Origin of the sequence: Nocardia sp. NPDC004151, from assembly GCF_042874235.1 — a bacterium.
GTDB lineage: Bacteria > Actinomycetota > Actinomycetes > Mycobacteriales > Mycobacteriaceae > Nocardia.
On the sequence record NZ_JBIAMR010000010.1, the window covers coordinates 1 to 26,883 of the forward strand.

At 68.0% G+C, this 26,883-nt stretch carries 25 protein-coding genes and 2 pseudogenes; 17 read left to right on the forward strand and 10 right to left on the reverse strand.

Annotated elements, in window-relative coordinates; all coding sequences use genetic code 11:
- Nucleotides 1-412 (forward strand): integrase core domain-containing protein (locus ACFYTS_RS22415; RefSeq protein WP_387306910.1); only part of this gene is annotated, 412 nt, incomplete at its 5' end.
- Nucleotides 413-419: 7 nt separating this feature from the next.
- On the opposite strand, the gene ACFYTS_RS22420 is transcribed toward ACFYTS_RS22415, so the two are convergent.
- On the reverse strand, nt 420-551 hold the full coding sequence (locus tag ACFYTS_RS22420) for a hypothetical protein (RefSeq protein WP_387306911.1): 132 nt from the start codon (nt 549-551) through the stop codon (nt 420-422).
- A gap of 265 nt (nt 552-816) precedes the next feature.
- Between ACFYTS_RS22420 and ACFYTS_RS22425 the strand changes: the two genes are divergently transcribed.
- Nucleotides 817-1,152: a hypothetical protein gene (locus tag ACFYTS_RS22425; RefSeq protein ID WP_387306913.1), complete on the forward strand. Its 336-nt coding sequence runs from the start codon at nt 817-819 to the stop codon at nt 1,150-1,152.
- 183 nt (nt 1,153-1,335) lie between these two features.
- The gene (locus ACFYTS_RS22430) at nt 1,336-1,749 is read left to right on the forward strand and encodes a hypothetical protein (protein ID WP_387306914.1); all 414 of its coding nucleotides are present in this window, start codon (nt 1,336-1,338) and stop codon (nt 1,747-1,749) included.
- Nucleotides 1,750-1,915: 166 nt separating this feature from the next.
- On the opposite strand, the gene ACFYTS_RS22435 is transcribed toward ACFYTS_RS22430, so the two are convergent.
- The 3 genes from ACFYTS_RS22435 to ACFYTS_RS22445 form a co-directional block, all read right to left on the reverse strand.
- Nucleotides 1,916-2,326, reverse strand: coding sequence for a DUF4189 domain-containing protein (locus ACFYTS_RS22435; RefSeq protein WP_387306916.1), 411 nt, complete (start codon nt 2,324-2,326; stop codon nt 1,916-1,918).
- Nucleotides 2,327-2,867: 541 nt separating this feature from the next.
- The gene (locus tag ACFYTS_RS22440) at nt 2,868-3,257 is read right to left on the reverse strand and encodes a hypothetical protein (protein ID WP_387306918.1); all 390 of its coding nucleotides are present in this window, start codon (nt 3,255-3,257) and stop codon (nt 2,868-2,870) included.
- 2 nt (nt 3,258-3,259) lie between these two features.
- Nucleotides 3,260-4,099, reverse strand: a complete 840-nt coding sequence (locus ACFYTS_RS22445) for a MerR family transcriptional regulator (protein WP_387306920.1) — start codon at nt 4,097-4,099, stop codon at nt 3,260-3,262.
- Nucleotides 4,100-4,560: 461 nt separating this feature from the next.
- On the opposite strand from ACFYTS_RS22445, the pseudogene ACFYTS_RS22450 reads away from it, so the two are divergent.
- Together ACFYTS_RS22450 and ACFYTS_RS22455 are read left to right on the forward strand one after the other, a co-directional pair.
- Nucleotides 4,561-5,478: pseudogene (locus ACFYTS_RS22450) on the forward strand (IS30 family transposase); the annotation flags it as partial.
- Nucleotides 5,479-5,500: 22 nt separating this feature from the next.
- On the forward strand, nt 5,501-6,283 hold the full coding sequence (locus ACFYTS_RS22455; RefSeq protein WP_387306922.1) for a dienelactone hydrolase family protein: 783 nt from the start codon (nt 5,501-5,503) through the stop codon (nt 6,281-6,283).
- A 48-nt stretch (nt 6,284-6,331) separates the two neighbouring features.
- Here ACFYTS_RS22455 and ACFYTS_RS22460 read toward each other — a convergent pair whose 3' ends face one another.
- Nucleotides 6,332-6,571, reverse strand: coding sequence for a hypothetical protein (locus ACFYTS_RS22460; RefSeq protein ID WP_357283251.1), 240 nt, complete (start codon nt 6,569-6,571; stop codon nt 6,332-6,334).
- Between the two features lie 850 nt (nt 6,572-7,421).
- Between ACFYTS_RS22460 and ACFYTS_RS22465 the strand changes: the two genes are divergently transcribed.
- The 3 genes from ACFYTS_RS22465 to ACFYTS_RS22475 all read left to right on the forward strand — a co-directional run bounded on the left by ACFYTS_RS22465 (nt 7,422) and on the right by ACFYTS_RS22475 (nt 9,662).
- Entirely contained in the window at nt 7,422-7,934 is a 513-nt protein-coding gene (locus ACFYTS_RS22465) for a nucleoside deaminase (protein ID WP_387306924.1), read from the forward strand.
- A gap of 305 nt (nt 7,935-8,239) precedes the next feature.
- Nucleotides 8,240-8,923 (forward strand): GNAT family N-acetyltransferase, encoded by a 684-nt coding sequence (locus ACFYTS_RS22470; RefSeq protein ID WP_387306926.1) that lies wholly within the window; start codon nt 8,240-8,242, stop codon nt 8,921-8,923.
- Between the two features lie 193 nt (nt 8,924-9,116).
- On the forward strand, nt 9,117-9,662 hold the full coding sequence (locus tag ACFYTS_RS22475) for a hypothetical protein (protein ID WP_357283256.1): 546 nt from the start codon (nt 9,117-9,119) through the stop codon (nt 9,660-9,662).
- Here the strand turns inward: ACFYTS_RS22475 and ACFYTS_RS22480 are convergent.
- A complete protein-coding gene (locus tag ACFYTS_RS22480) occupies nt 9,659-10,135 on the reverse strand; it encodes a hypothetical protein (protein WP_357283257.1) in 477 nt (158 codons plus the stop codon). The genes ACFYTS_RS22475 and ACFYTS_RS22480 overlap by 4 nt on opposite strands.
- Before the next feature lie 149 nt (nt 10,136-10,284).
- Here ACFYTS_RS22480 and ACFYTS_RS22485 point away from each other — a divergent pair, with 149 nt between their 5' ends.
- The 4 genes from ACFYTS_RS22485 to ACFYTS_RS22500 all read left to right on the forward strand — a co-directional run bounded on the left by ACFYTS_RS22485 (nt 10,285) and on the right by ACFYTS_RS22500 (nt 17,235).
- The gene (locus tag ACFYTS_RS22485; protein WP_387306929.1) at nt 10,285-14,151 is read left to right on the forward strand and encodes a BTAD domain-containing putative transcriptional regulator; all 3,867 of its coding nucleotides are present in this window, start codon (nt 10,285-10,287) and stop codon (nt 14,149-14,151) included.
- 39 nt (nt 14,152-14,190) lie between these two features.
- The gene (locus tag ACFYTS_RS22490; RefSeq protein ID WP_387306931.1) at nt 14,191-14,835 is read left to right on the forward strand and encodes a CHAP domain-containing protein; all 645 of its coding nucleotides are present in this window, start codon (nt 14,191-14,193) and stop codon (nt 14,833-14,835) included.
- Nucleotides 14,836-14,990: 155 nt separating this feature from the next.
- Nucleotides 14,991-16,223, forward strand: coding sequence for a hypothetical protein (locus ACFYTS_RS22495; protein WP_357283262.1), 1,233 nt, complete (start codon nt 14,991-14,993; stop codon nt 16,221-16,223).
- Nucleotides 16,224-16,509: 286 nt separating this feature from the next.
- The gene (locus ACFYTS_RS22500; protein WP_387306933.1) at nt 16,510-17,235 is read left to right on the forward strand and encodes a DUF1906 domain-containing protein; all 726 of its coding nucleotides are present in this window, start codon (nt 16,510-16,512) and stop codon (nt 17,233-17,235) included.
- A 133-nt stretch (nt 17,236-17,368) separates the two neighbouring features.
- Here the strand turns inward: ACFYTS_RS22500 and ACFYTS_RS22505 are convergent, their stop codons facing one another.
- A complete protein-coding gene (locus ACFYTS_RS22505) occupies nt 17,369-17,734 on the reverse strand; it encodes a hypothetical protein (RefSeq protein WP_357283263.1) in 366 nt (121 codons plus the stop codon).
- A gap of 107 nt (nt 17,735-17,841) precedes the next feature.
- The gene (locus ACFYTS_RS22510; protein WP_357283265.1) at nt 17,842-18,624 is read right to left on the reverse strand and encodes a hypothetical protein; all 783 of its coding nucleotides are present in this window, start codon (nt 18,622-18,624) and stop codon (nt 17,842-17,844) included.
- Between the two features lie 247 nt (nt 18,625-18,871).
- Here ACFYTS_RS22510 and ACFYTS_RS22515 point away from each other — a divergent pair.
- A pseudogene (locus ACFYTS_RS22515) lies at nt 18,872-20,101 on the forward strand (mannosyltransferase); the annotation flags it as partial.
- Nucleotides 20,102-20,247: 146 nt separating this feature from the next.
- Nucleotides 20,248-21,468, forward strand: a complete 1,221-nt coding sequence (locus ACFYTS_RS22520; RefSeq protein WP_387306936.1) for a mannosyltransferase — start codon at nt 20,248-20,250, stop codon at nt 21,466-21,468.
- Here the strand turns inward: ACFYTS_RS22520 and ACFYTS_RS22525 are convergent.
- The gene (locus tag ACFYTS_RS22525) at nt 21,410-21,703 is read right to left on the reverse strand and encodes a 4a-hydroxytetrahydrobiopterin dehydratase (protein ID WP_379273396.1); all 294 of its coding nucleotides are present in this window, start codon (nt 21,701-21,703) and stop codon (nt 21,410-21,412) included. The genes ACFYTS_RS22520 and ACFYTS_RS22525 overlap by 59 nt on opposite strands.
- Before the next feature lie 21 nt (nt 21,704-21,724).
- Nucleotides 21,725-21,901 carry a hypothetical protein gene (locus ACFYTS_RS22530; RefSeq protein WP_357091493.1) on the reverse strand — a complete coding sequence of 59 codons (177 nt, stop codon included), beginning with the start codon at nt 21,899-21,901 and terminating at the stop codon, nt 21,725-21,727.
- A gap of 168 nt (nt 21,902-22,069) precedes the next feature.
- Between ACFYTS_RS22530 and typA the strand changes: the two genes are divergently transcribed.
- From typA to mshB, 3 genes are all read left to right on the forward strand, one after another.
- Nucleotides 22,070-23,965, forward strand: coding sequence for a translational GTPase TypA (gene typA, locus ACFYTS_RS22535; RefSeq protein WP_357283269.1), 1,896 nt, complete (start codon nt 22,070-22,072; stop codon nt 23,963-23,965).
- A 261-nt stretch (nt 23,966-24,226) separates the two neighbouring features.
- On the forward strand, nt 24,227-25,987 hold the full coding sequence (locus tag ACFYTS_RS22540) for an ABC transporter family substrate-binding protein (RefSeq protein WP_357283685.1): 1,761 nt from the start codon (nt 24,227-24,229) through the stop codon (nt 25,985-25,987).
- Entirely contained in the window at nt 25,984-26,874 is an 891-nt protein-coding gene (gene mshB / locus ACFYTS_RS22545; protein ID WP_387306939.1) for an N-acetyl-1-D-myo-inositol-2-amino-2-deoxy-alpha-D-glucopyranoside deacetylase, read from the forward strand. Before ACFYTS_RS22540 ends, mshB begins: the two co-directional genes overlap by 4 nt.
- The last annotated feature ends 9 nt before the right edge of the window (nt 26,875-26,883 follow it).

Consider the following 26,883-nt stretch of genomic DNA (forward strand, 5'->3'; position numbering starts at 1 on the left):
CTCAATCGTCGACGAGCACACCCGCGAATGCCTCGGCGGCCTGGTCGAACGCTCGATCACCGCCGACCGGCTCATCGACGAACTCGACCGCATCGGCCTCGACCGCGGCTATCCGGCCGCGCTGCGCTGCGACAACGGACCCGAATTCGCGTGCGCGGCGATGGCCGATTGGGCCGGTGAACGGGTCGGTTTGGCGTTCATCCCACCCGGCCAGCCCTGGCGCAACGGCTACATCGAATCGTTCAACGGCCGCCTGCGCGACGAATGTCTCAACATCAACAGCTTCTGGTCGCTCACCCAGGCCCGCGTCGTGATCAGCGACTGGAAGGACGAATACAACCACCGCCGAAGACACTCCGCCCTGGGCTACAGCACCCCGGCCGGATACGCTGCAATCTGCATCCACCGATAACCGGCTCTCACACCCGGTGGACCGAATCACGGGGTCCCGTCACGCCCGCAGCGTTGAGGTACGCGGAATAGATTGCACGATAGGCGAACTCGTCCTGATCATCGTGAATCTGAGCTAGCCAGGCGTCGAACTTCTCCATGATCTGGATTAGACCATTCGGCTGCCCTGATCTGAAGCTGGCCAAACGTCCGCTACTGCCGCGTGGCGCGCCTGTTCGAACCGGCCAGCCCGCGGTCGCCAGAACGCACCATCCCGAGTTGCGTGCACTTCGATCCAGATGAACCCATACGGGGTGAACCTAGGATGCATTGGTGCGTTTCCATGCCATTGAGCCCGAAGTAGCTGGTGGGCACGGGCCTCGGACCGAGTACGACAGGTCGACAGTGCCGGTGACCGTTACGAGGTTGGAGTACGAGTTCGCCGACTGGCTGGGCGATGCGTTGGTCGAATCGAGCCCGTGCTTCATCGTCACTCAGGACCTTTCACAGCGCATTGAGCAGGAGGGCCTGACCGGTGTGTGCTTCGATGACGTACTTGTCTCGGTGTCAGCCAAGGGTGAGGAGCTGATCGACACCGAGCTCCCGCCCTGGAGATGGATGAAAGCCATTGGGCGGCCAGGTGAATCGGACTTCGGTGTGACCCGCGGCTTGTGCTTGGTGGTTTCAGACCGCGCTCTCGACTTACTCAACGATGCCGGGACTGCCAATGCCGACGTGACGGAGTTTCGAACATCCCAGTGAATACCGGGATGTAAGCAACGTGCTACGCACTCTCTGCCGCATACCGCGCTGACCGAACCGGCCGGCGCGAGGCGCCGACGGCCGGAACCTGGTGCGGCACAGAACGCACGCTCATGCCGATGAGCGTGTGAGCATTTGATCCGAGCGCGTCGCACAAGCCGCTTGTCGATTACCGTCTCGATCGTGTCTGTGAACATTGCGATCCACTTCCTCATTGCTGACCTGGCCGACGGCGCTCAGGCTGAAGCTGTGGAGGAAGCCATCGATGAGCTACTCGAGCAAGAGAGCATCGATGGTGACGTGGCGGTCTACCGTCACGAACTTGCCGAGGGCGGCTGGGCCGTCTTCGGCCTCTCTTACAGCTTGATCATCATGAGCCGCTTCTGGTCGTGGGAACCCGAGTTCGAAGAGTCGTTTGTTGACTGCGTGGGCGCCATCGCACCCGATGCCGAAGTGGATCTGCACATGTTTGACGTGGATGAAGAACGAGAGCAGCAAGAAGGAGCCGAAGCTATTCGCGGGCAGCTGATCTCGTGGTTGCCCGATGGCGAGAAGGCCTACTTCCGGGCCGCCCTCCGGTCGACTACTGGTAGCTGAGGGCTCGCGGCCTCTGCCGCCCGCATGCCACACCGATTTGAGCGCCGCAGACGTCCGCTACTGCCGCATACCGCGCTGACCGAACCGGCCAGCGCGGGGCGTCGGCGGCCGGATCCCGTTGCGGTGCAGAACGTCCGCTACTGCCGAGGACCGTGCTGGAACCGGATCAAGGCTGGGTGCAGGCATGTTCGCGATTGAACGAGCCGACGCTTCCGGTGCCGGTGGGGAGGTTGCGGGTGGCGTCTGCGTATGCCTCCGCCGGGGTCGCCCCCTTACCGAAGCCCACGATCGGGAACCCTGCGACGATCGCGAGCGGACTCGTCACGACTGCACCGCAGCCGTTCGCGAACGTCACCATCATCCGGCAGTCGATGATGCCTTGACCCTTGCACGCTCGGTCGGCGGCTCGAATAGCGTCGGCCTCCGTCGGGTGGTTGACCGAAAACGCGAAGACGTTGCCCCACGCGCTGAGGGAAACGGCGCCCCAATTGACCGGGTCGGCGGCGGCAGTCGGTGCCGCAAGAACGGCAGCGGCGCTCACCGAGAGGGCGGCGGCCGCAAAGGATTTGTTGAACAAGTGGCATGCTTCCTCTGCGCGCCGACCAGGGTGCGGCGATCGCATGGAAGATACCGCAGCGCATGGACTCGTGATCGCCCCAAGTCTTGGGGGCACGGCAAAGACCATCACGAACTGCGGTGTTCGTGACGGATCCACTGAAACCGATCTAGTCGCCCTTGACTGCGGGAGCGCCCTCGTCGGTGGCCATCGCCTCGCGCAGCGACGGACGCGGTCAACTATGACGACGTGTGGCCCGGGCGAGAGCCGTGGCTGCGGCGGATTCGGTCATCCCTCGACGAGGTCGCCTTGCCGAACACACTCTTCTGCCGCCATACCGCGCTGACCGAACCGGCCAGCGCGAGGCATCGGAAGATCAACTGGCCGCGCCGATCCGAGGCCGGCGGAACGTCCGCGACTGCCGAATGCGGTGCGCTGACCGCTACGCCCTCTCTGCTCGGCGGTATCGGTCCGGCGGTGAGTGGTTTGGGATCCGTGCTTGTATTTCACGGTCGTTATCGAACTGCCGCTGCTGGCGAGATCAACCGATGAAGGGATTACCTCAGCCCTCGAGGCATGCGGAGATGATCATTATTGTGCCGAAATAGCAGGGGATGATCCCGAACCCGGCCAAGAATCGAATCGTGGCGGAGTTCCAGCCTCGAAAGTGCATGCGTACTGTGCTGACGATCGCGGTCACTGCCCAAATAGCCAGCGCAAGAATCGATCCCACCGGTAGAGCCCAGAAGGACAGGAAGTCGACCAGCGCCAGGATGCAGAAGAAGAACAATGCGAACCCCGACACGACACCCAGGATCACATCCCAGCAGTACCGGATCCAGGTCAAGACCGTTTTTCGGGTGCCTACTCGCGTGCCCACCTGATCCTGTGGTGCTCGTTCGCCCCGTTCTTGGTCAGTGTTCGTGACAGGGGAGTTGAAGTGTGAGTTCATCACTACTCCTGGGCCCGATCGGCGGCCAGGAACTGGTCTACCGCTTCGATGTCGTCGTCGCCGGTTTCGAGCAGGCGCTCGTTGAGGATCGGTATCGAGCGGTCCAGCCATGCGGGGGGTTCGCCGTTTGCGGGCAGTAGTTCGTGTCGTTCGACGAATTGTTCAGCGAGGTGGCGGACCGATTCTCGTAAGGCGCTGACCACTACTCCTTCGGCCAGGTCAGTCAGTTCCTGTAGGAGTGCTCGGATTCGGTCGAGTTGGTCGGTCTCGGTGCTGTCGGCTTGGATGCGGGGCCACAGCGTGCGCTCGAAGATGTCGCCGAAGTCGGCTGCGATCTGATCAGTGTGTGCACGCAATCGGACGATCTGGTCGAGCACCTCGCTCGGCGGTATGTCCAGTTCGGCTACTCGCAGGCCGCTGGTGAGTGCCCAGCGTCGCGTCTGCGGTCGGCCGCGTCGCCATCGGATCAATCCGAGCTGAGTTGCCTTGCGCAGCAAGGTGGGCCGCAGGGCTTTGGGCTTGATCATCAGTCGGATATCGCCCAAGCCAAGTGGTACCCAGTCCTCGGGCCCGCCAGGCAACGCGAGCAGATCGGCGACTGTCGCCCCCTGCTCACGCGCGGTCAACAGTTCGGCGATCGAGGCGAGTGAGAAGCCGCGGTCCTGCAGACGCTGCACCAATTCGAGACGGTGCAGGTGTGAGCTGTCGTAGCGCGCGGTGCGGCCAACCCGGCGTGGTGCATGCAGCAACCCCTTCGACTGATACATGCGCACGGTGCTCGTCGGGACACCGGCCCGCGCGGCGACCTGCTCGACGGTGAGGTCGGTATCGGTCGTTCGCATGAGTCAAGCATCGCGAGATCTACTTCGCTAGTCAATACTGTTCTAGTAAATGCTTGAAGTGTCGCAGAGTTGAGGATTGCCGCAGGGGGCGGGATCCTGATACCTGTCCACCGCCAGTGGTTCGACCAGGATCAAACGTCCTGACATGCCGCATACCGCGCCGACCGCACCGGCCAAGACAGGCCGGCCAAGACACAGCTGAGCCCCGCCCGGAACTTGAGTTCTAGTGGTCGTCGCAACACCCCAGCTCGAGGGGTGCGATGGAGTTCAAGATTCGGGAGGACCGAACCAGGGATGCCGGACGCCGTCTGACGCGTGAGCCCGAGGCATACTTCCAGCTCATGCGTCAGGGTTACAGCAGCGTGGAAGCGTGCCGGATCGTGGGCATCAACCCGCGCACCGGCAAGAGATGGCGCAACGGCTGGCACTCGCCGCCCAACGGCCGCAAGCCGAAACCCCCGATCCATGTGGAGGTTTCGGCTTGCGGTCCGTCTCGCTACCTGCGCGAGGACGATCGCATCCATATCGCCGACCGGCTGCGAGAGAAAGCGACGATCCGGCAGATAGCCACGGAGCTGGGTCGCAGCCCCTCCACGATCAGCCGGGAGATCCGCCGCAACGGAATTCCGGTGCACGGCAACATATCCCGTTGGGCTTATCGGCCCCATGCCGCGCACCGCCGTGCCGAGGCACGTCGCCCCCGTCCCAAGCCCGGCAAGATCGGACAGAACCGGCAACTGCGTGATTTCATCGCCCACCACCTGCACCTGCGGTGGAGCCCCGAGCAGATCTGTCACGCTCTACGTGCTCGGTTTCCCAATCGGCCGGAGATGCACGTGGTCCACGAAACGATCTATCAGGCCCTCTACGTCCAGGGCCGCGGCGAGCTTCGCCGCGAGCTGACCAAGGCGCTGCGGACCGGCCGAGCGATGCGTCGGCCGCATCGCCAGTCCTACAAGCGCTTGCCCCACGCCATCAAGGACATGGTGATGATCAGCGACCGGCCCGCCGAGGCCGCCGACCGCGCCGTTCCGGGACATTGGGAAGGCGATCTCATTATCGGCAAGGACCACAAATCGGCCATCGCCACCCTGGTCGAACGCAGCACCCGCTACGTCATGCTGGCATATCTGCCCGGCGACCACACCGCAGCCAGCACCCGCGATGCCCTGGTCGAGGCCGTGAGAACACTTCCTCCGCACCTGCGGCGCTCACTGACCTGGGACCAAGGCTCGGAAATGGCCGCGCACAAGGCATTCACCCTCGCCACCGACATCCCGGTCTACTTCTGCGACCCCGCCAGCCCCTGGCAACGCGGATCCAACGAGAACACCAATGGCCTTCTGCGCCAATACTTCCCCAAGGGCACCGACCTATCGGTTACGACAGGAGGATTCGACGATGACTCACACGCGCGGTATGTCGGTCGACGTGCACACACCCGATGGTGTCGCCGACGCGTATCTCACCTACCCGGACGATGGCGCCGCCCATCCGGGAGTGCTGGTGATTCAGGACGGTTTCGGACTGCGGCCCAGCCTGCGGGCGCTGGCCGATCGGATCGCCGCCCACGGCTACACCGTCCTGCTGCCCAACGCCTACTACCGGCACGGGCGCGCACCGGTGATCGAGCTGCCCGACCTCATCGACCCGGTGCAGCGGCCCGAGATCTTCCAGCAACTCTTCCCCATGATCCGCGAGCTGACACCGGAGGTCCTGCGTTCGGATGTCGGCGCCTACCTCGCGTGGCTGGCGGCGTCGCCGCAGGTCACCGAGGGGAAGGTCGGCGTCACCGGCTACTGCATGGGTGCGCGGCTGGCGGTCATGGCCGCGGCCATGTTCCCGGGTGAGATCGCGGCGGTCGCCGGATTCCATGGTGGTCCACTCGTCACCGACACACCGGACAGCCCGCACCTGATGGTCGAAAACATCACCGCGGAACTGTATTTCGCCCACGCGGGCGACGACCACCACATGACCCCGGAGCACATCGCCCAATTCGACAAGGCGCTGGACGCCGCCGGCGTCCGCCACCGCACCGAGGTCTACGCGGGCGCCCAGCACGGCTACACCCAGGCCGACACCGCGGCCTACGACTCCGAAGCCTCCGAACGGCACTACCGCGAACTGCTGGCCCTGTTCGACCGCACTCTGATCCCGTCGCGGAGGAACCCGATCAGCTGAGCCCCGGCCCGGTGTCCGGGTCTGGGGTTCGGCTCCTGGTGGCCCGGTTCAGCGGTGGCCGCCCACGCCACCTTCGTCGTGACCGTTGCCCATATCGCCCTCGTTGTTGTGATCGTCGGGGAAGTTCGTGCAATACGGATTGTTCACATCGGGGTACGGGCAGAGCTCTGTGTCGGGGCCCGTGCCCGCGGTGCCGGGATCGTCGGGATCGGCGGCGGCGATGCCCGCGCCGAACGCAACCGCGAGAATGGCCGTGGCCAGTCCCAATGCCGCGCGCTTGGATCTCATGGGATGCCTCCTCGTGCCGAGTGCCCACAGTGAACGCACCCTTCGGAAGCTAGCCCAAAGTTCGCCGGATTGGCGTGGATGTTGCAGCACTGTGCTTCAAGCAGCCCAGGTCAGCGTCGACGCCGCGGCGTTCAGCGGGCGATGAGTCGCCCGGTCAGGCAGGGAAACAGGCGGTACTCGCCGATCGATCCCGGAGCCCGCGCCGGTGACGATCGCGACCCGCTTCAGCACGTGCTCGGGGTGAGCTCACCGGCGAAGCGGGCGGACGGGTAGTTCAGGGCCGCGGGCACTTCGGCGAAGGCCGACAAGGTGTGCGTCGGGACGCTCGAACGAACGCGCTGCACGGTCGCTCCATCGGCGCAGTACCCGGCGACCAGTGCGTCCGACCCCGTCGACCGTGACGACCTCGTCGGCGGTACCGCGATCGCTGAACCGACACCAGGATCATCGCGATTCCCGAATACGGTTGGACGCCAGCGTCTTCCGGGCGATGTATCACCGGCCCGGCGGCGTCTTACGCAGTCCGCGCACGGTGATCTCCGGGTCCGCAGGACGTAGCCGTTCGCGCGCCCGGCCAGGTCCGCCGGAGCAAATCGAACGAATCCGGTACCGGTGCAACAGGATCGGCAGCCGCCGGAGCTGCCGCGTCACTCGTGAACACGCGAATCGCCATGGCCGTCGAGACGAGCCGGGACGACAGAGCCATTCCCGAGTTCGATCGCATCCGCTCGAATCGTTCGATGAGTTCGCGAGCGAGGACGACTCCGGGCCCCCTCCGGTATCCGGCGCGGGGGGCTCGGACCTCGCGGGCGGAGCGACGCGCGCCGACCCGGTGGGTGATGATGGTGCGATGAACCCCGGTCCGCAGGAGAGCGTCCCGACCGACCTGGATACCCGTCTTCTCGCGGCCGCTGTCGCCATTGCCGGGCGGGCGCGGGAACGGGGCAATCACCCATTCGGGGCGTTGCTCACCGGGCCAGACGGGGCGGTGTTGCTGGAAGCCGAGAACACGGTGGTGACCGGACGGGACGCGACCGGGCACGCGGAGACGAATCTGGTGCGGGCGGCCAGTGCGGCTTATGATGCCGAGTTTCTGCGTGGCTGTACGGTTTACACCAGTTGCGAGCCCTGTGTCATGTGTGCCGGGGCGATCTATTGGGCGAATATCGGGCGGGTGGTTTATGCACTCGGGGAAGACCAGCTTCTGGGGCTGACCGGGGCGAATCGGGAGAACCCGACGATGGCGCTGTCGTGCCGGGCGGTATTCGCGGCGGGGCAGCGGGGGATCGCCGTGGTGGGGCCGGTCGAGCTCGCGGAGGCGTGGGCCGTGCACGGCGGGTTCTGGCGCGGAACGACGGCGTAGTAATACCTTCCAGCGCATAGGTATTCGACGTTTCCGGAGCTCGCGGCGGGGTCGCCGGATGGTAGCGGACGGTCGGCTCGGAATCGGCTGAATGACACCTGTGAAAATAGCGGCGCGACGCGCGGATAAGCGCTCGAAATTTACATGCCGCCTGCGGCGCGGTGCGCTGGTGTTCCGCTATCGTTCATCCCACTATCCGATGCTGCTACTGGCGCGCCAGGGCTGGTTCGTCGATTCCGGAGTGGGTGGCCGGGGCGGCCAATGCCTGACGCGACCCCCGACCGTCTCCGAAAGATCGAGGGAACGTGCCCGTACCCGTTACTCTGACCGGCCGTCTGGTACGGCTGGAACCCCTTGCGCCGCAGCATGCGTCGGGTCTCGCGGAGGCCGCGGCGGGAAATCGCGACGACTATGCGTTCACTCCTGTCCCGCACGGTGTGGACGAGGCGTTGGAATACATCGCCCAGGCACTGGCCGGACATGCCGCGGGCACCTCGGTGGCCTTCGCCATCGTGGCCATGGCCGGCGGCCGGATACTGGGCTCGACCCGGTTCACCCGCTTCGACTATTGGCAGGGTCCGGTGGTGTGGCCGCTGGTCCACGGTGCGCCCAGTGACGATCCGCTGCTGGCGGTGCCCGACGCCGCCGAGATCGGCAACACCTGGCTGTCCCGGGAGGCCCGCGGCGCGGGCATCAACCTGGAGTCCAAACTGCTGTTACTCCAACACGCCTTCGAGGTGTGGCGGGTGCGGCGCATCGCCATGCGCGCCGACGTCCGGAACCTGCGCTCCCGCATGGCGATCGAACGGCTCGGCGCCACCAGCGACGGGGTCCGGCGGGCGCATTCGCGCGGGCTGGACGGCGAGGTGCGCAGCACCGCGTTCTATTCGATCCTGGAGGACGAGTGGCCCAATGTCCGGGCCATCATCGAGGGCGAACTGGCGGCGCTGCCCGCACCGGGGACGCGCGGTCGTCTGGTCGGCGCGTAGACCGGAGAAGCGCCCGCGAACCCCGATCGGACCGGCCGAAAGACCGGTCGGTCCGATCGATGGCCGGCGACTATAATTCCGGGTGTTGCACCGGTCGGGCGTCGAGGAGAGATCTGTCCGAGTCTGGTCACTCGACGAGCCGGCACCACCTCGGATGACCATGCCAGCAACCCTTCTCCCGAAGGAGCGGCGCATGCCCGACCCCATGCGCACGAAAGTCTGCCTCTCCGACAGCGTGTCCGGATCCCCGGTCCTGAGCCTGTTCCTCGTCCCCGAACCCCGCGTGCCCGGAGCCGGAGTCCTGCACCTGGTCGAGCAGGCGCCGCTCGCCGCCGGACCCCGCTGGTCGCCCGACCCGATCCCGAGCCCCAACCCCCACCTCGTCGAGTGGTTGCACGCGCACGGCGCACCCAGCATCCGAACCCGATTCCTGGCCTTCACCGCCGGACAGCACGACCCGCACCGGATGCACGTGGTCCTGCACGATCACTTCATCGCCGATCCGGAGCCCCCCATGGGGCTGGACGCGGACGATCCCGACGAGCTGGCCCGGCTCGAACTGCTCCCCGAACACTGGCTCGGCCCGCGGCGCATCGACGACTTCCACAACTACGCCGTCCGGTCCGCCATGCTCGCCGTCTACCGGCATTTCGGCGTCGACCGGCGCATCCCGCTCATGTACCACGGATACGCCGAACCCGAGGACGGCTGGTTCGAGATCCCGGCCGCGGAGGCCTAGTCGAACGGGACCACGGTCAGCAGCCACCACGGCCGCTGCGGCGACCGGAACTCGAAGGTCTGCACGTACATCCGCCGCTCCTTGCGGGTCAGCGGATCATTCATCAGCACCGTGCGCTCGTAGGGCGCGGCCGGGACGACCCCGCTGTCCCACAGTCGATCCCAGTCGGGGGAGCGGCGGGCCAGATTGACGATCTCCTCGACCCGGTCCGGCCGCAGCTCGGGGGCGGCGGCACGGAACGCCGACACCATCACCTGCGCCTCGGCCTCCCAGTCGCCCAGCCGATAGCGGGCCATGGGTTCGAGCAGGATCGCGGTCATCAGATTCGCGCCCGGGCCGGTGCCGGGGAACAATTTCTTGAACGCGTCGTTGGCCGCGACCACGTCGTAGCCGCCGTCGTGCAGGCAGGCCGGATGCGGGAGGCTGTGTAGCACCGCGAGATCGGCGTCGGGCGGCGGAGAGGGGTCGAACACCCTAGGCAGTGTGCGGGATAGCTCTTCGGAATGACTTCGTATCGAGTTAAGCCGGATCACAAGACTGGGTACTGTCGCAGAATTTCTGCCATATTGAGAGCATCCTGTTTGGTTTTATTCGAAGTGGGTACGGGGGTCGGACACCGGCTATGGCGCTGATACGGATCGGGGTGCTGGGCCCGCTGCACATCAGCATCGATGGCCAGCGCGTGCCCCCGGGCGCGCCCATGCAGTGCGCGGTACTGGGCCGGCTGGTCGCCGCCGGCGGCCGCGTGGTGCCCACCGAACGGCTCATCGACGACCTCTGGCACGGCGACCCGCCCGCCAAAGCCGTTGCCGCGCTCCAGGTGTACATCCACAACCTGCGCCGCGTCTTCGAACCCGACCGGCCCCGCCGCGCCCACTCGCGCGTCATCGTGTCCGAATCCCACGGCTACGCGCTCAACCTGGAACCCAACCAGGTCGACTCCTGGCTCTTCGAACAACTCCTGCACGGCCACGAGGCCGCCATGCGCGATCCCGCCGGACGACCCGAACCCCTCGAACAGGTGCGGGTGCTCGACTCCGCGCTCGCCTGCTGGCACGGCGGCGCCTTCGAATCCTTCCCCGGCATGACCTGGGCGACCCAGGAGACCGCGCGGCTGCAGGCGCTCAAGATGACCGCGGCCGAACTGCGCGCCCAGGCGGCGCTCGAGATGAACCGGCCCGCCGAAGTGGTGCTGGCGCTGCGGCCCATCCTCGAGGAGCACCCCGGCCGCGAGGAGACCGCCCGGCTGCTGGCCCTCGCCCAATACCGACTGGGACAGTCGCTGGACGCGCTCGCCACGGTGCGCCGCAGCCGCGAATTCCTCACCCTCGAATTCGGGGTCGACCCCGGACCCGCGCTGCGCGACCTGGAAACCGCCATCCTCACCCACTCGGTGGACGCCGAGACCGCACCGCCCGCCGTGGTGGCCCGGCCCGCCGAACCCGAACCCCTGCCCGCCCCGGAACCCCTGCCGGACAGCGGATATGCCGCCCAGCGCGACGCCGTGCTGGCCGCCGCCGAAGCCGCCGCCGAAGGGCACGTGCGGCTGGTCTGGCTGTCCGGCGAGGCCGGGGCCGGAAAGACCACCCTCGCCACCACTATCACCACGCACCTGAGTGAACGCGGCTGGACCACCGTCTTCGGCCGCTGCCCCGAGGTCGACTCCGCGCCGCCCGCCTGGTCCTGGGCCGAAGTGCTCACCGGACTCGACGCCGCCGACCCCGAAACCTTCACCGCCGCCGACGCTTTCACCCTGGCCCGCCGCGTGGTCCGGTCCTGCCGGGAACGGTCCGCCGGAACACCCGTCGCCATCGTGCTCGAGGACGTGCACGGCGCGGACACCGCCACCCTGCAGGTACTGCGGCAGGTGGTGAACTGGCTGCGCGACAGCCCGATCCTCATCATCGCCACCCTGCGCGGCACCGAGGCCGGACCCGGCGTCCGCGACACCGCCGCCGCCCTGGCCCTGTTCACCGCCGACCGCATCGAACTCGACGGACTCGACATGGCCGGGACCCGCCGCGCCGCGGCCGCCGCCGGACTCACCGCCCTCGACGACCGCACCGTCGAACTGCTGCGCCGCCGCACCGGCGGCAACCCGCTGTTCGTGCGCGAACTAGCCAAACTCGTTGCCACCCAGGGCATCACCGACGCGCTGCCGGACAGCGTGCGCGACCTGCTCGGGCGCCGGATCGCCCAGCTGCCGCCGGACGTGGTGGACCTGCTGCGCCACCTGTCGGTCTGGGGCGACAGCGATATCGCCACCCTCGCGGGCTCCACCCGGCAGTCCCACGACACCGTCATCGACCTCGTCGCCACCGGCGAAACCGCGCGGCTGCTGCGCACCGACCGGGCCGGGCGCGTGACCTTCGACCACACGCTCGTCCGCGAAACCGTCTACTACGACCTGCCCGCGCTGCGCCGCACCCGAATGCACTGGGCCGCTTTCGAATACCTGCGCCACGACCCCGAGACCGAGGCGTCGAACCAGCCCTACGCCTCCGATGCGGGAAGACCGTCCGCTGACCATCGAACCGACGGCGCGGGCTTCCCCGTCGCGGCGGACCGGGCGCTGTCCGCGCTCCGCGGGGCCGACGAAGTGGTCGCCGCCCTGCTCGGAATGCCGCGGTACGCCAACGGATCTCGCATCGACCGCACGCTGGCGGCGCTGCGCGGAGCGAATGAGGTCGCCGCGACCACCCGCAACGACCCCGATCCGCACGCGCCGAAACCCGATCCCGCCGCGCTCTCGGCCGCTTCGCTGCGCATGGCGGGACTGTTCCAGGCCGGCATCAGGCACGCCGCCGGCGGCACGTACCGATCGTCCATGGCGGCCCTGAGTGCCTCGGGGGTCGGCGGGTACGTGGCCGAGTTTCCCTTCACCGGAGCGCATTCCGCTGCCGAGGAGATCGAAGTGCCGCACGGCCGGGATATCGATGAGCTGGCCCATCACGCCGCGCTCGGCGCCGACGGCGAGACCGCGACGGTGGCGCTGCCCTACGTGCGGGCGGCGGCGCGGCGGTGTGTGGAACGGCGCATGCGGGCCGATGCCGTACGGCGGTGGCGGTCGGTGCTGGCGTTGCACGATCTGGCGGGGCACACCGGGGAGGGCGCGGCGCAGCGGGATCGGCTGGCGGTGCTGGAGGCGCGGTGCGAGCTGGTGGTGGCGCTGGCCTACGACGGGCAGCACATCGCGGCGCGGGCGGCGCGGGCGCAGGCGCTGGATCTGGCCCAATCAGTCGGTGGGACAGCGGTTCTCGCGCACGCCGTCACCTGCTGGCCGACGCCGCTGATCTGGTCGGTGCACGACTGGCACACGCCGGATCCGGGGCTGCGGGGGCCGTTGCGGGCCGCGTCGGCCGATCCGGTGCAGCCGGTGCGGACCCGAATCATGTTGCAGGTCACCGCTGTTTTCGATCGCGCGGTCGAGGATCCGGCCGCCGCCTGCGTGCTGGCGGCCACCGCGATGGCGCTGGCCGAGCCGCTCGGCGATCCGGATCTGCTGTGCACGGTGCTCAACGCGCAGGCGTTCGCGGCCTTCGCGGCGGGCGGCTTCCTGCGTGCCCACGACCTGCGGCGCTACGCCACCCACCTGCTGCGCATCTCCACCGAGGCCGAGCTCACCGAATTCCGCGCGCTCGCACACTATCTGCTGTTCCGCGCCACCCTCGCCGACGCCGACCTGGTGGCCGCGGCCGAACACGCCGCCCAGGCGGGGGCCTACGCCACCGACGGGCAGCTGCGGCACCTGCTCGACGCCATCGCGCCCTTCGGCATGGTGCTGGAGTTGTTGCGCGGCAACACCGATGAGGTGCTGCGCCTGCTCGCCGAGGGCGGCGCGGACGTCGACGACCTGGTGGCGCACTCGCTGGAGGGCGCCGCCGAACCGACCCGCGACACCAACGCACTGCACGTCGGCATCGCCGTGTCCATCGGCTGGCTGCGCGGCGACATGTCGGAGTACCTGAACGACCTGCGCGAACGCACCGCGCTCAAACCCGAGCTGTTCGTCCACGGCTACGCGCTCGCGCTCGTGGACGCGGCCCGCCCCGAGGAGGCCCGCCGCACCCTCGCCGCCGCGCCACCCCTCGCCCCGCAGTTCTGGTCCACCTTCACCGCGGTGAAGGCCCGCCTGGCCATCGCCCTCGACGAACCCGCCGAGGCGCGCGACATCTACGCGAAGCTGCTGCCGTACGCGGGCACCGTCTGCGGGCTGGAATCGGGCGCCTCGGCCATGGGTCCGATGGACTTCGTGCTCGCCGAACTGGCCACCTACCTCGGCGACCACACGCGCGCCGCCGGACACCGGTCCGCTGGGACGGAACTCCAGGCCCGGCTGCGCACCCAGCTGGGCGAGCTCGCGCCCGCGGGCCTGGGCCTGATGCGGGCCGGGCGGCTGGGCGCGATCGGCCACGGCCGCCTCGAACCGTCCGCCGAATCGGCCGTGCGGGCGGGTGAGGGAACTTCCCACCGGTGTGAGACGTCCTAACCTTCGAAGGCCGATCACCGGCCGCAGGGGGAGGGCGACATGACGAAATGGGTGCGCGGCCGCCGGATGCTGGTGGCCGTGCTGGTACTGGCGGTGGTCGGCGGCCTCGTGGCCGGGGGAGTGGCCGGGGTGCGCTGGTGGCAGCACGGACACCCCGGAACGAATCCGTTCACCGGTCCGCGCAACCTGGCCGGCGGCCTGGTGCACGATTTTCCGGCCGTCGATTCCACCGGCTTGACCGCCGCGCAGAACCGCGTGGTGGATGTGCTGCGGCAACAATTCGAGGAACAGGACGGACGCGACAAATACTCCGAGGGTATTGCCGAACCGTGGTGCGCCGACTTCGTGAGCTGGGTGATGCGTGCCGCCGGGCAACCGCTGCACAATCCGAATTCCGGATCCTGGCGTATACCCGGCGTTTACACGTTGGAGGAGTACTACCGGGGTCAGCGCCGTTTCGAGGAGGCGAACGCGGGTTATCTACCGCGTGTCGGAGACGTTGTCCTGTACTCCGATTCCAGTGTGTTCCATCAGCACACGAATATTGTGATCGCGGTGGATTCGGATACCATCACCACGGTGGGTGGCAATGAAGCCGGAGAATCCGGTGGCGTCGCCATCCATGAATTCCGCCCATCCGGCACAACGGGGCTGGTCGGTTTCGGGCGATTGGGAACACGCTGATTCCACATTCTGGAAACACGCGGGGCGGGGTGTACAACCGAGCGCATCTTCCGCCTACGATGGTTTCGGCGGCGCCCGGCAGCGTCGCCGATTGATCCCTGTCCTGCTGCCCCCTCATCGGCAGGACAGGGGTCCCCGCCCGACGAAAGAGCTGGATGACGTTGCCCGACGCACCGACCTGGATCGATTACGCCGAATTCGGCGAACGTTTCGTGGCGGCGGCGGTGACGGAATCCCGGATCGAATCCGCGGTCTCCAGTGTGGCCGGGCGGGGAATCACCATCGGGCCCTTCGGAATCGGGCCCGCCGGACTGGCCCGCTTCGTGGCCAAGGGCAGCATCGGCAAGCCCACCATCATCCGGCGCGCCCCCCACGTGCACTTCGACGTCATGCTCCCGGTCACCCTGCGGGTCGACGTCACCCTCGGCGGACAGCGGCTACGGCTGGAGGCGGTCGTGGAGATCGACCTCACCATGCACGCGCGCACCGCCGCCCCGCTGCTCATCGTCATCGACATCCCCCCGGTCACCGGCCGCGACGTCAGCTTCGTCATGCGCGCGCAAGCCATCGGCACCGCCTGGGAAGTCCTGCTCAACCCGATCGCGCAGCTGGTGCAGCGCGAGGTCGCCAACCGGATCAACGCGATCCTGGCCGACCCGGACTCGCAGCGCGGCCGCACCTTCGACGTGCAGGCCATCCTGGACGGCACCCGCTCGCCCTACAGGGGCCGCCCCACCCATGAATGGATCGGCTACGACGAGTTCGGGCACCGATTCTTCGACCTGATCGTCACCGCGGACCGGGTCCGGCAGGTGGTGGAGTCGATGGCCGGAAAACCCATCGAGGTCGGGCCGCTGCGCACCGGTCCCGGCAACAAGGCCGAGGTCTGGGTGCAGGGCAGCGTGCGCCTGCCCAAGGTGGCCGCCGCCGCGCCGGTCGCCCCGGCGGCCCCGCCCGCGCCGCGGATCGCCGAATTGCCCAGGGCCGCCGCCGAATCCGCCGCGGCCGCGCAGGCCGCCGAAGCCGCTGCCGCCGAAGTCCACGATCCCGCGCTGGTGCGCTTCGACCTCACCATTCCGGTCAGCCTGGACATCAGCGTCGACGTGCTGAAGACCAACCGCTACCGGGCCGAGGTGAACGTGCCCGTGGCCCTCACCGCGCGCGCCGCCGAACCGTTGCTGATCGTCATCGACGCCGCCCCGCCCCGGGCTCGCGACATCGATCTGGAGATGATCGCCGAGGGCTGGCGGGCCGCCGCCCTGGGCAAGCTCGCGGGTATGCGCAAGCAGATCGCCGCGCAGGTGGCGATGGTCGTGCGGACCGAGGTCGCGGACGTATCGCGCCGGACCATCGATGTGGGCGCGCAGCTGAACAAGACCCGCGTCTGACGGCTGCCGGCGGCCACGAAAATTCATAGCTATTTGTTCGCTGTCGGCCGGTCGTTACCTGGTCTTCCATTGATGTGACATATGGTGCCGATGTGCTCGATGAGTCTGGCGATTCCAATGTGAATATGGTGAAATGAGGACACGTTCAGGGGCTCCCGGCGCACGGATGATCTTGTTGTCATCGGGGAAGGTGCGCCGGGCACGCCGCAGGTGGACCGAATAGGTCCAGAGCCAGACTCCTCCAGCACTCGATCGGAATGTTCGACCAGTGCGCGAAGGAGCCGTGATGAGTTCTGCCCCTGTCAACCGACGGAATTTCCTCTCCGGGGCGACGGCCCTGGCCGCCGGGATCACCGCTGGAATGGCCCTCCCACCCGCCACCGCCGCCGCCAAGGAATCCCTCGGCACCCTGCTCGACTACGCGGGCGGCGTCCCCGCAGCCCAATCCATCAGCGACGACGGCCATATGGGCGTCATCCGCTACGTCTCCGACCGGCGGCCCGGCGCGGAATGGATGGAAGGCAAACCGCTGCTGGCCCGCGAGGTCGACGCCCTGCGCGCCGCGGGCCTGTCGGTGGTGTCCTGCTACCAGTTCGGCAAGGGCCCGACCGCCGACTGGCGCGGCGGCTACCCGGCCGGATTGAAGCACGCCGCACGGGGATTGGTGCTGCACAAGGCCGCGGGCGGCCCGGACAGCGCGCCCATCTACGCCTCCATCGACGACAACCCCAGCGACGAGGAGTTCGAGTCGATGATCGAGCCCTACCTGCGCGGGTGGGAAACCGTCATCGGGCACGGGCGTACCGGCGTGTACGCCAACTCGCCGACCATCGACAACATTCGCGACGTCGGGCTGGGTTCGTTCTTCTGGCAGCACAACTGGGGCACCCCGAAGGGCTACGTCCACCCCGCCGCCACCCTGCACCAGTTCGAGATCGACGAGCGCGAAGTGGGCGGCATCTCCGTGGACGTCAACTCCGTCCTGGCACCGCAGTACGGCCAGTGGTGGTGACACCCCACTCTCGCGGCTCTCGTGTCCCGCTGCCGGTGGCAGCGGGACACGAAGGCGAACAGGAAGTGGGCCGGGAACACGGTGTCCGCGTAGTGGCCCGACTTCACGCAATCGACGAAGTTGGCAACGGTCTCTAGGTCTGGCAGTGGCAGGTGGGGTCCCGCACCAGATCGGGCTCTTCGGGGACGACCCGGAGCATCAGGTGGGGATCGTTGTGTTCCTCGTCGGAGCCATTGGCGAAGGCCTGCCCGTTGCCGTTCCAGGAGAACAGCGAGAAGCGGGACAGGCCGGAGAAGGCGGATCCCAGGCTGCCGAAGGACGCCGAGGAGATGAGAGAGCCGAACGAGCCCACCGACCCGATCGACAGCACCGAACCCACGCTGCCGATGGACAGGATCGAATAGGCCGAGCCGATCGACAGGATCGATCCCTCCGAGCGAATCGAGAGGATCGATCGGCGCGAATGCAGTCCCCGCAGAGGGTTGGAAACAGCGGCCATAGTTAGCGGTCTACCACAGGAATCCGCTCCTGCAAACGATTTCGCCCCCGCCGCTCCCTGGCTTTCGCTCGGGAGGGACGGGGGCGAATTCTCGGCGTGCGCCGAGACTAGACCGTGAAGAAGCCGATGGTCGGCAGGAAGGAGCAGGTGATCGGCTGCGCCTCCGGGTCGGACTGGGTGGTCAGCGAACCCGAGACGATGGCGACCACGCGACCGGCGCCGGTGTTGGCGATGGCCGACAGGGTGGCCGGGCCGTCCGGGTTGATCTTGGCGTCGTCGGTCAGGTTCATGGTGCCGGTGGCGCGGGTGTCCAGGTTCAGCCACTGCACCGTCATCGGGATGGGCTGCGGGTCGGTGGGCCGCTTGGTGCCCAGCGCGGTGAACACGAAACCGGCCTGGCCCTGCGCGGGTCCCGGCGGGGGCAGCTGCGCGGGACCGGCGACGGCCAGCGCGGTGCCCACCGAGTCGGCGGACGAGGAGATGCAGCCCTTGCCGATGGTCGGCCACAGGAACTGCGAGATGGCCGGGCCGTCCTCCGGAATGTCCGGGCCGCCACCGCCACTGCCGTCGAGGAACTTGATGACCGCGAGCAGCGTGGTCTTCACCTGCGGCGGCAGATTGCTGTTCTCCAGCAACTGCTTGGCCTGGGCGAGGATGGTGTTCTTCGGACCGGCATCGGCGATATCGGCGGGCCCGGCGGCCGCGCCCACGATGGCGGGGATCAGCGAGGCCAGGGCGTCGACCGGAACCCCTTCGGGGATCATCGGAATCGACACCGCGCTCAGGGCGGGCGCGGGCTTCGCCTCTGCCGCAGTCGGCACGGCGACGGTGGCGCAGGCCGCCAGGGCCAGCGCGGAGACTGTGAACCGCGTTCCTCGGGTGCGAAGCACTGGTGTAGCCGTCCTTACCTCGGGTACAACTAGCGGCGATGGAGCCCCATCGCTCCGCGCCACTCTAGGGACCGGGCTGCCGTGTTGTACAGCCAGCGTGTGATCTTGGCGAACTTGATCAGCTGACGCTATCGAACGACCGACCAGAATGCGTGTTACGAATGGGGCTGGTGATGCAAATGTTACGCAGTGCGTCCGATGCGCGGCGCATTTCGGGCTACGACTAGGCTGGCCGCGGCCGTAGACCGCCCGAGCTGAAAGACGTGCCGTGAAACGACACTTCCATATGGCCGCCGCGGCACTGGGTATTTCGGTGCTGGCCCGTCTGCTGTGGGTCCTGCTATTGCCCAATGGCATGAACTTCGTGGACCTCCACGTCTATGTCGACGGCTCGGCGAATCTCGGCAGCGGGCACCTCTACGAGTACACCGATGCCAGTAAGACGCCGGACTTCCCGCTGCCGTTCACCTATCCGCCGTTCGCGGCGCTGGTGTTCTACCCCCTGCATTTTCTGCCCTTCGGCGTGGTCGCCATCGGGTGGCTGCTGGCCACGGTGGCGGCGCTGTTCGGGGTGGTGTGGTTCGCGCTGGAGATGATCCTGGGGTCCGAGGCCATGCGCGAACAGCGTTGGCGCACAGCCGCGGTCGCGTGGACGGCGGTCGGGATGTGGCTCGAGCCGGTGCGCACCACGTTCGACTACGGCCAGGTCAATGTGTTCCTGGTGCTGCTGGCCATGCTCGCGGTGCGCAGCTCGCGGTGGTGGGTGTCGGGCACGCTGGTCGGCGTGGCGGCGGGCATCAAACTGACCCCGGCGGTCACCGGGCTGTACTTCGCGGCCCGCAAGCGCTGGTTCACCGCGCTGTGGTCGGCGGTGGTCTTCTTCGGCACCATCGGCCTGACCTACCTGCTGACGCCGGGGGAGACCAACAAGTACTTCCGGGAGCTGCTCGGCGACGCCAAGCGGATCGGCCCGGTGGGTTCGTCGACCAATCAGTCGCTGCGCGGAGCGCTCAGCCGCCTGCTCGGCCACGACGTGGTGTCGGGCCCGGTGTGGATCGCCGCGGCGCTGGTGACCGCGGTGCTCGCGTTCTTCGCCTGGCGCGCACTGCGTTCCGACGACCGGCTCGGCACGCTGATCATCGTGCAGCTGTTCGGGCTGATGGTGTCGCCGATCTCGTGGTCGCATCACTGGATCTGGCTGGTGCCGGTGATCCTGTGGCTGATCTACGGCCCGCTGCGCGATGCCCCCGGGGCGCGGGTGCTCGCGGGGTACTGGCTCGTGGTGACGTTGATCGGCGTGCCATGGGTGCTCGGGTTCTTCCAGGATTCGATCTGGACCATCTCGCGGCCGGGCATCCTGTCCTGGCTGGGCGCGGTGGATGTGATCGGCGTGCTGGCGCTGTTCGCCTGGATCATCTGGGCTGGTCGCCTCGCGAGTCGTAGCCAGGCCGACGCTGAAGTGAAAGTCGCGGTGTGAAATTCGCAATAGGCGGGTCCCGGTGCCCACGTTTCTTGGGGTGCGCGAGATATTCGTTACTACGGCTACGCTTATCCGCGCGCCGTCAGGCGAGATCGCCAGCCGTGAACTCCGGTCGGTGACCAATCCGACCCGAAAGTCCGTCTGTGAATCGACGTTTCCAGCTGGCTGCCGTCGCCCTCGGCATCTCGGTGCTGGCTCGTGTGGCCTGGGCGCTGTTCTGGCCCAGCAACCTGATCCTCGTGGACCTGCACGTCTATGTCGAAGGCGCCGCGAATCTCTTCGGCGGGAACCTCTACGAATGGACCGATTCCAGTCGGTCACCACAATTTCCGCTGCCGTTCACGTATCCGCCGTTTGCGGCGCTGCTGTTGTATCCATTGCATTTCCTGCCCTTCGGCGTGGTCGCCGTGGGCTGGTTGCTGGCCACCGTCGGGGCACTGTTCGGCATCATCTGGATCGCGCTGGAGATGATCCTCGGCTCGGAAGCCATGCAGGAACAGCGCTGGCGCACGTCCGCGGTGGCGTGGACCGCGGGCGGCATGTGGCTGGAACCGGTGCGGTCCACCCTCGACTACGGCCAGGTCAACGTGTTCCTGGTGTTCATGGCGATGGCCGCGGCGCGCAGCACCCGGTGGTGGCTGGCGGGCGCGTGGGTCGGTCTGGGCGCGGGCATCAAGCTGACCCCGGCGGTGACCGGGCTGTACTTCGTGGCCCGCAAGCAGTGGCTCGCGATCGCCGCCTCGGTGGGCGCGTTCGCCGGGACCATCGGGCTGACCTACCTGCTCACGCCCAACGAGACCAAGAAGTACTTCGGCGAGCTGGTCGGCGACCCGCACCGCATCGGGCCGGTCGGTTCGGTGGTCAACCAGTCGCTGCGCGGCGCGCTCAGCCGCCTGGCCGGGCACGATATCGGCGGCGGGCTGCTGTGGAAGGCGGCGGTGCTGGCCACGGCCGTGCTGGCCTTCTTCGCTTGGCGCGCACTGCGTTCCGACGACCGGCTGGGCACCCTGCTCATCGTGCAGCTGTTCGGCATGATGGCCGCGCCCATCTCCTGGTCGCACCACTGGATCTGCCTGGTCCCGCTGGTGCTGTGGCTGCGCTTCGGCCCGCTGCGCGACGCGCCGGGCGCGGGCCTGATGCGCGCGTTCTGGCTGTTCAATACGATCGTCGGCATCCCGTGGCTGCTGGGCACGGTGCAGACGAACATGTGGGAGATCTCCCGGCCCTGGTACCTGGCCTGGGCGGGTACGGCCAACGCGGCCGGGGTGCTGGTGCTGTTCGGCTGGATGATCGCGGTGAAGCGGCTCAGCCCTGCTCCCGCAGTCGATCGATCTCCCGTGCGAGAGCCATATCCAGTGGCGTGAGGCCGCCGGCGGAATGGGTCGAGAGCGTGAAGGTGACCCGCCGCCAGCGGATGTCGATGTCGGGATGGTGGTCGGCGGCCTCGGCCGCGGCCGCCACCCGGCGGACCAGCTCGATTCCGGCCAGGAACGAGTCGGCCTGTACGGTGCGGCTGATGCTGTCGCCCGTTCGGGTCCATTCGGGCAGGTCGGTGAGGGCCTTGGCGATCTCGTCGTCGGAGAGCAACACAGGACTCATAAGTCCTGGTCTACTCCGATTTCAGGCGGCGCGTGCGGCTTTGAGGCACTTCTTGAGTTCCTTGCCGCAGCAGCCCGCGGCTTCCGCCTTCTTCATCTTCATGATGACCACAGGGCATTTCATGCACCGCGTTTTCTTGCGGCAGCATTTCTTCTTCGGCTTGAGACGCGAGACGTCCTTTGCCTTGACCTTGCCCATGTTGGTTAGCTTAACCTAACCTCTGGCCGTTGAACAGGTGACCCACGTCGCCCGGTAATGTGTAGCTCGCCGCATGCCCGGTGGAGTTCGCCATGTCTCGTCGTAGGCAGCCCCACGCATGAGACCCATCCGGGTCGGCAACAGACTTTTCACCAGGAGGAATCAAACGTGTCGTCTGTCGAGTTCCGCAACGTCGCCATCGTGGCGCACGTCGACCACGGCAAGACAACACTGGTCGACGCCATGCTCCGGCAATCCGGTGCGTTCGCCGAACGCGCCGAACTCGTCGACCGAGTGATGGACTCCGGTGACCTCGAGCGCGAGAAGGGCATCACCATTCTCGCCAAGAACACCGCTGTTCACCGGCATAATGCCGACGGATCGGTCACCGTCATCAATGTCATCGACACCCCCGGCCACGCCGACTTCGGTGGTGAGGTCGAGCGCGGCCTGTCCATGGTGGACGGCGTCGTGCTGCTCGTCGACGCGTCCGAGGGCCCGCTGCCGCAGACCCGCTTCGTGCTGCGCAAGGCCCTCGCCGCCTCGCTGCCCGTGATCCTGGTGGTCAACAAGACCGACCGCCCGGACGCCCGCATCGAAGAGGTCGTCGAGGAATCCCACGACCTGCTGCTGGACCTGGCCTCCGACCTCGACGACGAGGCCTCGGAAGCCGCCGAGCTGGCCCTCGACCTGCCGGTGCTCTACGCCTCCGGCCGTGCGGGCGTCGCCTCCACCAGCCGCCCCGAGAACGGCCAGGTGCCGGACGCGGAGAACCTCGACGAGTTGTTCGAGGTCCTCATGAAGTACGTCCCGGCTCCGAAGGGCGACGCGACCAAGCCGCTGCAGGCCCACGTCACCAACCTCGACGCTTCCCCGTTCCTGGGCCGCATCGGCCTGGTGCGCATCCACAACGGCACCCTGAAGAAGGGCCAGACCGTCGCGTGGATGAACGGTGACGGCGTCAAGTCGGTCCGGATCACCGAGCTGCTCAAGACCGTCGGCGTCGAGCGTCAGCCCGGCGAGGAGGCCGTGGCCGGTGACATCGTCGCCATCGCGGGCATCCCGGACATCATGATCGGCGACACCCTCGCCGACCCGGAGAACGCGGTCGCGCTGCCGCGCATCACCGTCGACGAGCCGGCGATCTCGGTCACCATCGGCACCAACACCTCGCCGCTGGTCGGCCGGGTGCAGGGCCACAAGCTGACCGCCCGCATGGTGAAGCAGCGCCTGGATCAGGAGCTGGTCGGCAACGTGTCGCTGCGTGTGCTCGACATCGGCCGCCCGGACGCCTGGGAGGTCCAGGGCCGTGGTGAGCTCGCGCTCGCCATCCTGGTCGAGCAGATGCGCCGCGAGGGCTTCGAGCTCACCGTCGGCAAGCCGCAGGTGGTCACCAAGGTCGTCGACGGCAAGACCCACGAGCCGTTCGAAGAGCTGACCATCGACTGCCCCGACGAGTACCTCGGCGCCGTCACCCAGCTGCTGGCCGCCCGCAAGGGCAAGATGGTCCAGATGAGCAACCACTCCGCCGGGTGGGTGCGCATGGAGTTCATCGTGCCGTCGCGCGGCCTGATCGGTTTCCGTACCGACTTCCTCACCGAGACCCGCGGCACCGGTATCGCCAACGCCGTGTTCGACGGTTACGCGCCGTGGGCCGGCGAGATCCGCGCCCGCCACACCGGTTCGCTGGTCTCCGACCGCAACGGCTCGGTCACCCCGTTCGCCATGATCCAGCTGGCCGACCGCGGTCAGTTCTTCGTGGAGCCGGGCGCCGACACCTACGAGGGCCACGTGGTCGGCATCAACCCGCGTGCCGAGGACCTCGACATCAACGTCACCCGCGAGAAGAAGCTGACCAATATGCGGTCCGCCACCGGTGACGTGCTCGAGACCCTGGCCAAGCCGCTGCAGCTGGATCTCGAGTCGGCCATGGAGTTCTGCACCGACGACGAGTGCGTCGAGGTCACCCCGGAGATCGTGCGCGTGCGCAAGGTGACGCTGAGCGCCACCGACCGCCAGCGCGAGATCTCCCGCCGCAAGGCCCGCGACCGCGCCGCGCAGTAACAGCAAACACGCCACGCCCGAGGCCGATGGCAAGCCAGCACACTGGCTTGCCGTCGGCCTCGGCTGCGCTGTGGTGATGTGCCGACCACGAACCGAGGGCCTCACCGGCCTGGTCAGGCCCGCCTCGGTGTTCGCGGCCCGCTCCGGTCTGAATTGACGGAGCGGGGGGAGCGAAGCGGAGGAGCGAAGACCGGGGTTACGAGGCCCGCGAACCGCCCGGAGCGAAGCGGAGGGCCGATTGGATATAGAGTGCCGAACGTGATGACGGGGGCCCGGAGGCGCGCATCGGTGCGCGCGGTGCTGTTGATGGTGGCGACCCTGCTGGCGGTCGCGACCGGCTGCACCGCGAATCCGCCGCCGCCCATCGAGTCCACGGACTCTCCCAAGACGCAGCCCGCCAAGCCCGGCAAGAATTCGGTCGTGGTCGCGGTGGACGACATCGGGATCGGGTTCAATCCGCATCTGCGGTCGCAGCAGTCGCCCGCGACGGCGGCGGTGGCGTCCATGGTGTTGCCGAGCCCGTTCAAGGCCGCGCCGACGCCAGGGGTGCCGGGTGCGACCGACTGGATTCTGAATCCGGCGCTCATGGTGTCGGCGGACGTGAGCTCGCAGGAGCCGTTCACGATCAGCTACCAGATCAAGAACGAGGCGTCCTGGTCCGATGGTGCGCCGATCGCGGCCGAGGACTTCAAATACCTGTGGCAGCAGATGATCACGCAGCCGGGCACGGTGGATCCGGCGGGGTATCGGCTGATCTCCGATGTCAGTTCCGCGGCGGGCGGCAAGACCGTGAATGTCACGATGACGCAGCCGTATCCGGCTTGGCGGCAGCTGTTCACGGATCTGCTGCCGCAGCATCTGGTGAAGGACAGCGGTTTCGAGCAGGGCCTGGTCGACACCATCCGGATCTCGGGCGGTCAGTTCCGGATCAAGCAGGCCGATCGCGGCCGCGAGGAGATCCTGCTGGAACGCAATGACCGGTACTGGGGTCAGCCCGCAGTGCCGGATCAGATCCTGTTGCGGCGCGGCGGAACTCCCGCGCAGGTGGCGGAGTCGCTGCGGGTCGGGGACGCGCAGATGGCGCTGGTACACGGCGGGGTGGCGTTGCAGGCGCAGCTGGCGGCGATCCCCTCGGTGCGCACCGCGGTGATGGCGCAGTCGCGGGAGATGTCGCTGGTGCTCAACGGGCGCAGCGGGGATCTCGCCGATGTGCGGGTCCGGCGCGCGGTGCTGGCGCTGCTGGATCCGGTGCTGCTGGCCACGGTCGGCGCGCAGACCGGCAGCTGGGTGGAACCGGTTCGGGCGCAGGTGCTTTCGCCGTCTGATCCCGGGTACGCGGCCACGCAGCCGCCGCGGCCGCCGGTGGAGGAGGCGTTCGCGCTGCTCGCGGAGGCCGGTTTCGCGCGGGCCGCGGAGGCGCCCGCGGTGCCGTCGGCGACGTCGCCCGCGCCGCAACCGCGTCCGCTGGCCAAGAACGGCAAATCCCTGACGGTGCGGATCGGCGCGGTGGACGGCGACACCACCTCGCTGGCGGTGGCCAATACCGCGGCCGACCAATTGCGCAGTGCCGGAATCGATGTCATTGTCCGCAGTGTCACCGCGGCGACGCTGTACGGCAAGGAACTGACCGACGCCGGGATCGACGCGGTGGTCGGCTGGGAGCGCACCGGCCAGGATCCGGCCACCGTGCTGGCCTCCCGGTACGGGTGCGCGCCGGTGGCCCCGCCGGGCGACAACGGCGACACCACGGTCGCGGACGGCGCGAAGAAGTCGCCGTCGAATCTGTCCGGGGTCTGTGACGCGGCTTTGCAGCCCGCTATCGACGCCGCGCTGCGCGGCCTGGATCCCGGCAAGGTGATCGCCGAGGCCGAGCCCCGGCTGTGGGAGATGTCGACCGTGCTGCCGATCGTGCAGGACACCCAGGTGGCCGCGGCGGGCCCGCGGGTGGACGGGGCCTCGCTGAGCGGCGCCATCCAGACCGGCATCTTCGCGGATGCCGCCAATTGGCGGAGGTTGCCGTGACCATCGATTCCGCGCGCCACGGCCTGCTGCTGGTGCACGCGCACCCCGACGACGAATCCATCACCACCGGCGGCACCATCGCCCACTACCGCCGCCGCGGCGTCCCGGTCACCGTGGTGACCTGCACGCTCGGTGAGGAGGGCGAGGTCATCGGCGAGGAGTTCGCGCAGCTGGTGGCCGGGTCGGCCGATCAGCTGGGCGGCTACCGGATCGCCGAATTGACCAGGGCCCTGGACGCGTTGGACGCGGGCACGCCGCATTTCCTGGGTGGCGCGGGCCGCTGGCGGGACTCCGGCATGGCCGGGTCACCGTCGGCGCGCGATCCGCGGGCCTTCGTGAATTCCGGGACCGCCGCCACCGACGCGCTGGTGCGGGTGCTGCTGGAGCTGCGTCCGCGGGTGGTGATCGGCTACGACCCGCGCGGCGGGTACGGGCATCCCGATCACATTCGCGCGCACGAGATCACCATGGCGGCCGTGGACGCGGCCTCGGACTGGGGCTGGACGGTCCCGAAGGTGTACTGGACGGTCACCGACGCCGCGGTGCTGGCCATGCACACCGAGGCGTTGAAGCGCCGCACCGTGGATCAGCTGCCGGGTGCGCTGCCACACGGCTGGCGGCTGCCGCACGACGGCGAATTGGCTTGTGTCCCGGCGGAATCGGTCACCACCGCGGTGGACGTGTCCGATGTGCTGACGGCCAAGCGGGCGGCGCTGCGGGCGCACGCCACCCAGGTGACGGTGGCGCCCTCGGGCCGGGAGTTCGCGCTCTCGAACGATGTCGCCCAGCCGGTGCTGCCGGAGGAGCATTACATTCTGGTGCGGGGTGAGCGCGGCCCACTCGGCCCCGACGGTCGGGAACATGATCTCTTCGGCGGGCTGGAATGAGAGACTGAG

What these genes read in the sequence shown, in the direction of transcription:
- ACFYTS_RS22420 (WP_387306911.1), bottom strand. Translation starts at nt 551, where the DNA reads ATGGAGAAGTTCGACGCCTGGCTAGCTCAGATTCACGATGATCAGGAC.
- ACFYTS_RS22440 (WP_387306918.1), bottom strand. Translation starts at nt 3,257, where the DNA reads ATGAACTCACACTTCAACTCCCCTGTCACGAACACTGACCAAGAACGG.
- ACFYTS_RS22445 (WP_387306920.1), bottom strand. Translation starts at nt 4,099, where the DNA reads ATGCGAACGACCGATACCGACCTCACCGTCGAGCAGGTCGCCGCGCGG.
- ACFYTS_RS22455 (WP_387306922.1), top strand. Translation starts at nt 5,501, where the DNA reads ATGACTCACACGCGCGGTATGTCGGTCGACGTGCACACACCCGATGGT.
- ACFYTS_RS22460 (WP_357283251.1), bottom strand. Translation starts at nt 6,571, where the DNA reads ATGAGATCCAAGCGCGCGGCATTGGGACTGGCCACGGCCATTCTCGCG.
- ACFYTS_RS22465 (WP_387306924.1), top strand. Translation starts at nt 7,422, where the DNA reads ATGAACCCCGGTCCGCAGGAGAGCGTCCCGACCGACCTGGATACCCGT.
- ACFYTS_RS22475 (WP_357283256.1), top strand. Translation starts at nt 9,117, where the DNA reads ATGCCCGACCCCATGCGCACGAAAGTCTGCCTCTCCGACAGCGTGTCC.
- ACFYTS_RS22485 (WP_387306929.1), top strand. Translation starts at nt 10,285, where the DNA reads ATGGCGCTGATACGGATCGGGGTGCTGGGCCCGCTGCACATCAGCATC.
- ACFYTS_RS22490 (WP_387306931.1), top strand. Translation starts at nt 14,191, where the DNA reads ATGACGAAATGGGTGCGCGGCCGCCGGATGCTGGTGGCCGTGCTGGTA.
- ACFYTS_RS22495 (WP_357283262.1), top strand. Translation starts at nt 14,991, where the DNA reads ATGACGTTGCCCGACGCACCGACCTGGATCGATTACGCCGAATTCGGC.
- ACFYTS_RS22500 (WP_387306933.1), top strand. Translation starts at nt 16,510, where the DNA reads ATGAGTTCTGCCCCTGTCAACCGACGGAATTTCCTCTCCGGGGCGACG.
- ACFYTS_RS22505 (WP_357283263.1), bottom strand. Translation starts at nt 17,734, where the DNA reads ATGGCCGCTGTTTCCAACCCTCTGCGGGGACTGCATTCGCGCCGATCG.
- ACFYTS_RS22525 (WP_379273396.1), bottom strand. Translation starts at nt 21,703, where the DNA reads ATGAGTCCTGTGTTGCTCTCCGACGACGAGATCGCCAAGGCCCTCACC.
- ACFYTS_RS22530 (WP_357091493.1), bottom strand. Translation starts at nt 21,901, where the DNA reads ATGGGCAAGGTCAAGGCAAAGGACGTCTCGCGTCTCAAGCCGAAGAAG.
- ACFYTS_RS22540 (WP_357283685.1), top strand. Translation starts at nt 24,227, where the DNA reads ATGACGGGGGCCCGGAGGCGCGCATCGGTGCGCGCGGTGCTGTTGATG.